This window comes from Actinophytocola sp. (assembly GCF_050699935.1).
In the GTDB taxonomy this organism is placed as follows: Bacteria; Actinomycetota; Actinomycetes; order Mycobacteriales; family Pseudonocardiaceae; genus Actinophytocola.
Map to the genome: position 1 here is coordinate 62,024 of NZ_JBOHGB010000019.1, position 6,747 is coordinate 68,770.

At 71.8% G+C, this 6,747-nt stretch carries 7 protein-coding genes; 2 read left to right on the top strand and 5 right to left on the bottom strand.

Annotation, left to right across the window (positions count from 1 at the left end):
* Nucleotides 1-63: 63 nt before the first annotated feature.
* From ACRDTB_RS09880 to ACRDTB_RS09900, 5 genes are read right to left on the bottom strand one after another with little or no spacing between them, the layout of a single operon-like run.
* Entirely contained in the window at nucleotides 64-1,437 is a 1,374-nt protein-coding gene (locus ACRDTB_RS09880; protein ID WP_431429729.1) for a hypothetical protein, read from the bottom strand.
* A gap of 19 nt (nucleotides 1,438-1,456) precedes the next feature.
* The gene (locus ACRDTB_RS09885; RefSeq protein WP_431429730.1) at nucleotides 1,457-2,266 is read right to left on the bottom strand and encodes an amidohydrolase family protein; all 810 of its coding nucleotides are present in this window, start codon (nucleotides 2,264-2,266) and stop codon (nucleotides 1,457-1,459) included.
* Nucleotides 2,259-3,131: an amidohydrolase family protein gene (locus ACRDTB_RS09890; protein WP_431429731.1), complete on the bottom strand. Its 873-nt coding sequence runs from the start codon at nucleotides 3,129-3,131 to the stop codon at nucleotides 2,259-2,261. The genes ACRDTB_RS09885 and ACRDTB_RS09890 overlap by 8 nt, the downstream gene beginning before the upstream one ends.
* A gap of 24 nt (nucleotides 3,132-3,155) precedes the next feature.
* Entirely contained in the window at nucleotides 3,156-4,028 is an 873-nt protein-coding gene (locus ACRDTB_RS09895) for a carbohydrate ABC transporter permease (protein WP_431429732.1), read from the bottom strand.
* Entirely contained in the window at nucleotides 4,025-4,984 is a 960-nt protein-coding gene (locus ACRDTB_RS09900) for a carbohydrate ABC transporter permease (protein ID WP_431429733.1), read from the bottom strand. Before ACRDTB_RS09900 ends, ACRDTB_RS09895 begins: the two co-directional genes overlap by 4 nt.
* Nucleotides 4,985-5,142: 158 nt before the next feature.
* On the opposite strand from ACRDTB_RS09900, the gene ACRDTB_RS09905 reads away from it, so the two are divergent.
* Nucleotides 5,143-6,420: an extracellular solute-binding protein gene (locus ACRDTB_RS09905; protein WP_431429734.1), complete on the top strand. Its 1,278-nt coding sequence runs from the start codon at nucleotides 5,143-5,145 to the stop codon at nucleotides 6,418-6,420.
* A gap of 23 nt (nucleotides 6,421-6,443) precedes the next feature.
* A partial coding sequence (locus tag ACRDTB_RS09910; RefSeq protein WP_431429735.1) for a Gfo/Idh/MocA family protein occupies nucleotides 6,444-6,747 on the top strand: 304 nt, incomplete at its 3' end.

Consider the following 6,747-nt stretch of genomic DNA (forward strand, 5'->3'; position numbering starts at 1 on the left):
TCGGCACACCTCCCCAGCAGGAGTACACCGGCGACCGTCCGGGGAAACGGGCCGCTCGAACTCTTAGTCGTCCAGCACGCTCGGGGACAGCTTCGCGGTGACCAGCCGGTAGAGCTGGCGGGGCCGGCCGGCGCCCGCGGCCCGGGCCGGCGGGACCGGCCACGCCAGACCCTCCTCGACCAGGGTGCGCAGGGTGCGCCGAGCGGTCCGGGCGCTGACGTCCAGCAGCTCGGCCACCCGCTCCGCGTCGACGACCAGCGCCTGGCCGGACCGGTCGTCCAGCGAGCTGACCAGCCGGCCGAGCAGGTCGGTGCCACGGCTCGGCTCCGCGTCGGCCGGCGTCTCGTCGGCGTGCTCGTCGGCGCGTTCGTGCAGCCGGCTGGGCAGGGACAGGACGCTGCCGTCCGGGCCGACCATCGCGGCCATACCCACGTCCAGGGCGTTCGGCTCGGTGCGGGCGCGTTCGAGCGCCGCCCGCGCGTTCGCCTCCGCGTCCCGGGCGGTGGCGCCGACCCCGAGCCCGACGTAGACGGCTACGCCGAGCTCCTGGCCGACGTGGTCGAGGAACGGGGCGACCCGGAAGCCCGACGTCACCTGCGCCACCGAGCCGACCGTGGCGATGATCAGGTAACTGTCGTCCCCCCGCGGCAGCACCGTGGCGCCCATCGTGCGGGCGACCTGCAGCAGCTCGCGGTGCAGCGCGAGGTTGAGCTCCTGCTGCCCGTAGCTGCTGGGGTCGGAGTGGCCGGACCGGGCCGCCGGGGCCAGCTCGACGACGCCGATCGCGATCTGCGACTCCTTCAGCCGGCTCCCGCTGCCCAGCAGCATCGCGGTGTTGAGCGCGATCCGCAGGGTGGCCGCCGTGGGCACCATGCGCAGCGCGGGCACCCCGGCGTCGAGCAGCCGCCGCTCCACGGTGGGCATGGTGGTCAGCGCCGCGGAGGTCGCACCCTGCCGGTAGAGCCGCTCGTGGAAGGCGTAGAACTCGCGGGCCGACCGCGGGTGCTGGTACTCGTGCACGTGCACCCCGGCCAGGTCGACGCCGATCTCGGCGTAGGCCTCCTCGAGGTCGTGCGCCGAGATCGAGTCGACGCTGACCCGGGCCGGGTCGCAGCGGTTCCCGAGGGTTCCGCGCAGCAGCGTCGAGTACAGCGCGGCCCCGCTGACCGGCACGTAGGTCGCCGGCACCGGCAGCTCGCCGCGCTGGCGGGCGAGGTCGTAGGCCAGCGGCCCGGCGAACAGCGCCACGTCGATCTTCGTCTCGATGTCGGCGAGCCGGTCGTAGCCCTCCTGCTCGGCGGTGTAGGCCGCGCCGACCAGCCGGAGCGGCTCGTCCAGCCGCCCGGCGACCGCGATGATCCGGTCCACCAGTTCGCGAGCCCCGATCACGCCGATCGCGATCTCCGACCGGCGGCCCGCCATGCGCCCGCGTGCCATCCGACCCCCTCGTTCGAGTTCAGTGCGATTGTTCATCAGAAATACCGAACAGCGTCGCCGCCGTGCCGCCGAGGATCGCCGCGCGCTCGGCGTCGCCGATCCGGGCGAAGACCGTCCGGCCGAGCGAGTGGCGCAGGTCGATGAACGGGAAGTCGGATCCGAACACCACCTGGCCGGGCGGCAGCACGTCGACCATCCGCTCGAGGTGGTGCCCGGTGACGAAGCTGCCGCAGGTCTCCAGAACGACGTTCGGGAGTCGCGCGGCGATCTCCATCGAGACGTCGATGCCCGGCTCCGGACCGCCCGCGTGCCCGGCGAGGACGACGACGTCCGGATACCGCTCCGCCACCCGCGCCACCTGCCCGGGGTCGTCGAACGGCGAGCCGTACCAGGTGTGGCACAGCACCGGCGTCCCGGTCCGCTCGGCGTGCGCCCACACCGGCTCGTAGCGCGAACCGGTCAGCGGGTAGCCGTGCAGGTCGGCGTGCAGCTTGATGCCCACGAACCGCGGGTCGCCCGCCCACGCGGCGAGCTCGGCCTCCGGGTCGTGCCACGGGTTGATCGTGAGGTAGCCGAGCAGGCGGCCGGGGAACGCGTCGACCGCGCGCGCCGTGGCCAGGTTCCCGGCCGCCGCGTCGAGCTGCAGGCCGAGGAGGCTCGACAGCACCGCGACGTCCACCCCGCACCGGTCCATCACCGCCACCATGCCGGCCGCGTCGGCGTCCGGGATGAAGAACAGGCTGTACGGGCCGGTGTGCGCGTGCGCGTCGATCACCGTGACCCCGCGCAGCGGCCTGCGTTCCAGCACGGCCAGGGCAAGCTCACTCACGTCGACCCCTCGCAGGCTCGGTGTCGCCGCTCGCGGTCGCCCTGTGTTGATGGTTCGCTCCGCAAGCTCCGCTCATACCCGCGCGCACCCCCGGCCGGGTCAGCAGCCGGCGCAGGTTGGCGCCGCCGATGGCGCGGACCGCCGTGTCGTCGAGGCCGGAGAGCAGCAGCCGGGTCACCGCCTCCGCGGGGTCCTGCAGCATCGCGCCGGTGCCGAACAGCAGCCGCTGCGTGCCGAACCGGCCGGCGAGCCACTCCAGACCCTGGTGGGTCGTCAGCGTGGACGTCTCGATCCACACGTTGCCGGTCCCGCCGAGCACGCCCGCGATGCGCCGCAGCGCCCGGTACCCGGTCCGGCACACCACCAGCCGCAGCTCCGGATGGTCCGTGGCGCACGCGGTGATCTCCGTCCACGACGTCTGCTCCGCGTCGAGCAGCAGCGGCAGGCCGGCCCCGGCGAGCGCGCGCAGCAGCGGGGTCGCGTCCGGTGTGCCGAGCGACCAGCCGTGGTCGGCCGGGTACCCGCGTGCCGCGACGACGCCGGCGGCGAGCGCGCCGGCAACGAGCTCGTCCGGCTCGCCCAGCTCCCCGGTGCCGCCCGGCAACACGGCCCAGCAGGGGCGCAGCCGGCCGGATGCCGTGCCGAGCGCGTCGGTCAGCATCCGGTTGCCGGCCGCCGGGTCGTGCAGCCAGGACGCCGTGTGCCCGACGACCGCCTCGGCGATGCCGAACCGGTCCATCCACCGCAGCAGGTCGGCCGCGGTGTCGGCGCCGGTCGGGCTGTGCGGGTGCCGGCCGAGCAGCACGTTGGCGTCGGCGAGCGTGAGCCCCGGCTCGTTCTCCGGCCCGTTCCGCTCGGCCTCCATGCCACCTCCGCGAGTCACCACCGGTCAGCCCTTGAGCGCGCCCGACATGCCCTCGATGATGTGCCGCTGCATCAACAGGAAGAAGGCGACGACGGGGACCATCGCCAGCACCGCGCCGGCGGCCGCGGCCCGGGAATCCGCCCCGAACGTGCCGGCGAGGTAGGCGAGCCCGAGCGTGACCGGGTACGTGTCCGGGTCCTCGAGCACGACGAGCGGCCACAGGAACTGGTTCCACACGTTGACGAAGCCGAAGATCGCCAGCACCGCGAGCGTCGGCCGGACCGGTGGCAGCATCACGTGCCAGAAGATCCGCAGCTCCCCCGCACCGTCCACCCGCGCGCTGTCCGGCAGCTCCTGCGGGATCGCGGCGAACGCCTGACGAAGCAGGAACACGCCGGTCGCCGACAGCAGGCCGGGCAGGATCACGCCGGCGAACGTGTCCACCAGGTCCAGTTGGGACACCACGAGGAACCGTGGGATCAGCATCACCTCGGGCGCGAGGAACATCGTGGACAGGATCGCGTAGAACACGAACTGCCGCCCCGGGAAGCGGAAGCGGGCCAACGGGTACGCGGTCAGCGCCGAGATCACCAGGTAGGCCGGCACGGTGAACACCACGTACAGCAACGAGTTGACCAGGTAGCGGGCGAACGGCACCGACGTCCACGCCTCGACGAGGAAGTCGGTGACCGGCGGGATCGGCAGCAGGTCGGGCGGGAACGTGTACACCGGCCGCGTGCCCGGCTTGAGCGCCGTGGCGATGAGGATCAGGAACGGGCCGACGAACACCGCCGCGATCAGCGTGAGCAGCGCGTACCGGCCGAGCCTGCGTAGCCACGGCGGCGCCACCCGAGGCTGTCTCGTGGTGCTCGTCCGGGTACCCGTCGGGGGCGTCATCCGACCGGCTCCCCCCGGGTCAGCCGGTACTGTACGAGCGCGAAGCCGACCAGGAACAGCCAGAGCACGAGCCCGACCGCGCTCGCGTAGCCGAAGTCGAAGTGCTCGAACGCGCGCGACCAGATGTAGAAGCCGAGCGTGGTGGTCGAGCCCTGCGGTCCGCCGCGGGTCAGCACGTAGATCGACGCGAACGACTGGGTGGCGAGGATCCCGCCGAGCACGACGCAGACCGCGGCATACGGCCGGATCAGCGGCACCGTGATCCGGCGGAACCGGGCCCACGCGCCGGCGCCGTCCAGGGCGGCCGCCTCGTACAGGCCGGCCGGGATGGACTGGAGGCCGGCCAGGTAGATCATCATGAAGTAGCCGGCGTACTGCCACGCCTCGACCAGCACCACGGCCGGCAGCGCCCAGCTCTCGTCGAGCAGGAACTGGATCGGGGTGTCGATCACGCCCAGCCGCAGCAGCAGCCAGTTCAGCGCGCCCCTGGGGTGGAAGATGAACGTCCACGCGATGGCGATCGCCACCATCGAGGTGACCACCGGCAGGTAGTAGACGAGCCGGAACGCGCTGATGCCGCGCAGTCGCCGGTTGACCGCGACGGCGAGCAGCAGCGGCAGCACGACCACGAGCGGCAGGAACATCGCGAGGAACAGGAGCGAGTTGCCGAACGCCTGCCAGAACTCCGGGCTCTGGGCCAGCCGCTCGAAGTTGCCCGTGCCGACGAAGCGGGGCGGGTTGACGATGTCGTAGTCGTAGAACGCGAGCTGGGCCGCGGTCACCGCCGGCCACGCGTAGAACACGCCGAAGAACACCAGGCCCGGAGCCAGGAACAGGTAGGCGACCCACCACTTCGGACCGCCCGCACCGCGTCGCCGCCCGCCCCCAGGTCGGGCGGCGAGCGCGGGCGGCCGCTCGGTGGCGGCACGGGCCAGCACTGTCACCGGCAGTGCCATGTCCGCTGTCGTCGGCGCTGCCGGCGCGGTATTCGGTGCTCTTGACGTGCTCTTGACATCGTCAACCTCGCCGGGGATATGCTATGGCACATATTAGCTTTTTGGTCGTCCGAAATAACCTATGGAAGCACGGTTCGACTGTCAAGAAGGAGGTCGGCGTGCGGTATTGGCGCCTGGCGACCAGGCTGACGACGGCATTGGTCACGACCGCGGTACTGGCCGGCTGCATCGCCGGCACCGATGACGCGGCGACCGAGCAGCAGAGTGGGCAGGTGACCGTCGAATTCTGGACGATCAACCTGAAGAAGGACTTTGGCGACTACATCCAGGGCTTGGTCGACCGGTTCGAGGCCGATCACTCCGACATCTCCATCCGCTGGGTCGACGTGCCCGGCGAGGACATCGAGAGCAAGTTCCTCGCCGCGATCGCCTCGAAGGATGTGCCGGACGCGGTCAACATCGAGGACTACCGGGTCGACCAGTTCGGCGACAGCCTCGCCGACCTGACCCCGTACCTCGACGACAAGGAGCTCGCCTCCTACCAGGGCGCGATGGTGGATAGCCTGCGCCGGGGGGATCAGCTCAAGGCGATCCCGTGGTACAACGGCGGCGCCCCGGTGGCCGCGTACGACTCCGCGGCCCTGGCCGAGTCCGGCATCCGCACCCTTCCCTCCACTTGGGAGGAAGCATTCAACGCTGGCCGCACCATCGCGCAGAAGACGGGTAAGTGCGCGTTCAACGCGCTGCCCACCATCGGCGTGCTGATGAGCTACGACGTGCCGCTGCTCAACGAGGACCGCACCGAGGCCGTGCTGAACAACCCGCAGGCCGTGGAGGTACTGGAGAAGTTCAAGGCCGCCTACGACGACGGCACGATCTGCCCGGGCGCGGTCACCGAGCAGACCCGCAACCTGCCGCAGAGCCTGGAGAACGGGCTCGCCGCCGCGGCCGTGAGCGACCTGCCGTTCCTGTTGCTGAACGTGGAGACCAACGCGCCGGAGGTCTACGGGCGGCTCCAGGTCGACCGCGCGGTCACCGGGTCGAGCGGCAAGTTCGTGATCCCCGGCATGCAGTCGTTCGTCGTGCCGGAGAAGAGCGACGTGCAGGAGCAGGCGGCCGAGTTCATCAAGTGGGTCACCAGCCCGGAGAACCAGCTGGCACTGTGCAAGCTGACCACGGTATTCCCGTCCACACAGGACACGCTGAAGGATCCGTTCTTCACCGACATCGAACCGACGACGCCGGCCGACGCGGCCCGCAAGGTCGTGGTGTCCGAGCAGCAGAACGTGGTCCCCGCCGACATCGGCACCGACACCGAGCTGGACAAGGCCTACCTCGAGCGCATCCGGGGCTTCATGACCGGTGACGCCCCGGCCGCCGAGACGCTGGCCGCCGTCTCCGAGGACTGGGACGAGCTGCTGGCGGGCGCGAAGTGAGCCGTGCCGGGGAGGCGGGCGGTGTGAGCGGCAGAGTGCGGATCGGCGTCGTCGGCACCGGGACGATGGGTGCCGCGTACGCGGCGGCCTTCGCCGAGCATCCGGGTGCCGAGGTCGTCGCCGTGGCGAGCCGGACCGGTGAGTCCGCCCGCCGGGTGTCCGAGCGGGTGGGCTGCCGGGCGCTCGGCAGCGCCGACGAGCTGGTCGCCGACCCGGAGGTGGACGCCGTCGTGGTGGCCACCCCGGACGACCTGCACGCGAGCATCGCGGTGGCGGCGGCGCGGGCCGGCAAGGCGGTCCTCGTCGAGAAGCCGCTCACCACGTCGG

What these genes read in the sequence shown, in the direction of transcription:
- ACRDTB_RS09880 (WP_431429729.1), bottom strand. Translation starts at nt 1,437, where the DNA reads ATGGCACGCGGGCGCATGGCGGGCCGCCGGTCGGAGATCGCGATCGGC.
- ACRDTB_RS09890 (WP_431429731.1), bottom strand. Translation starts at nt 3,131, where the DNA reads ATGGAGGCCGAGCGGAACGGGCCGGAGAACGAGCCGGGGCTCACGCTC.
- ACRDTB_RS09895 (WP_431429732.1), bottom strand. Translation starts at nt 4,028, where the DNA reads ATGACGCCCCCGACGGGTACCCGGACGAGCACCACGAGACAGCCTCGG.
- ACRDTB_RS09900 (WP_431429733.1), bottom strand. Translation starts at nt 4,984, where the DNA reads ATGGCACTGCCGGTGACAGTGCTGGCCCGTGCCGCCACCGAGCGGCCG.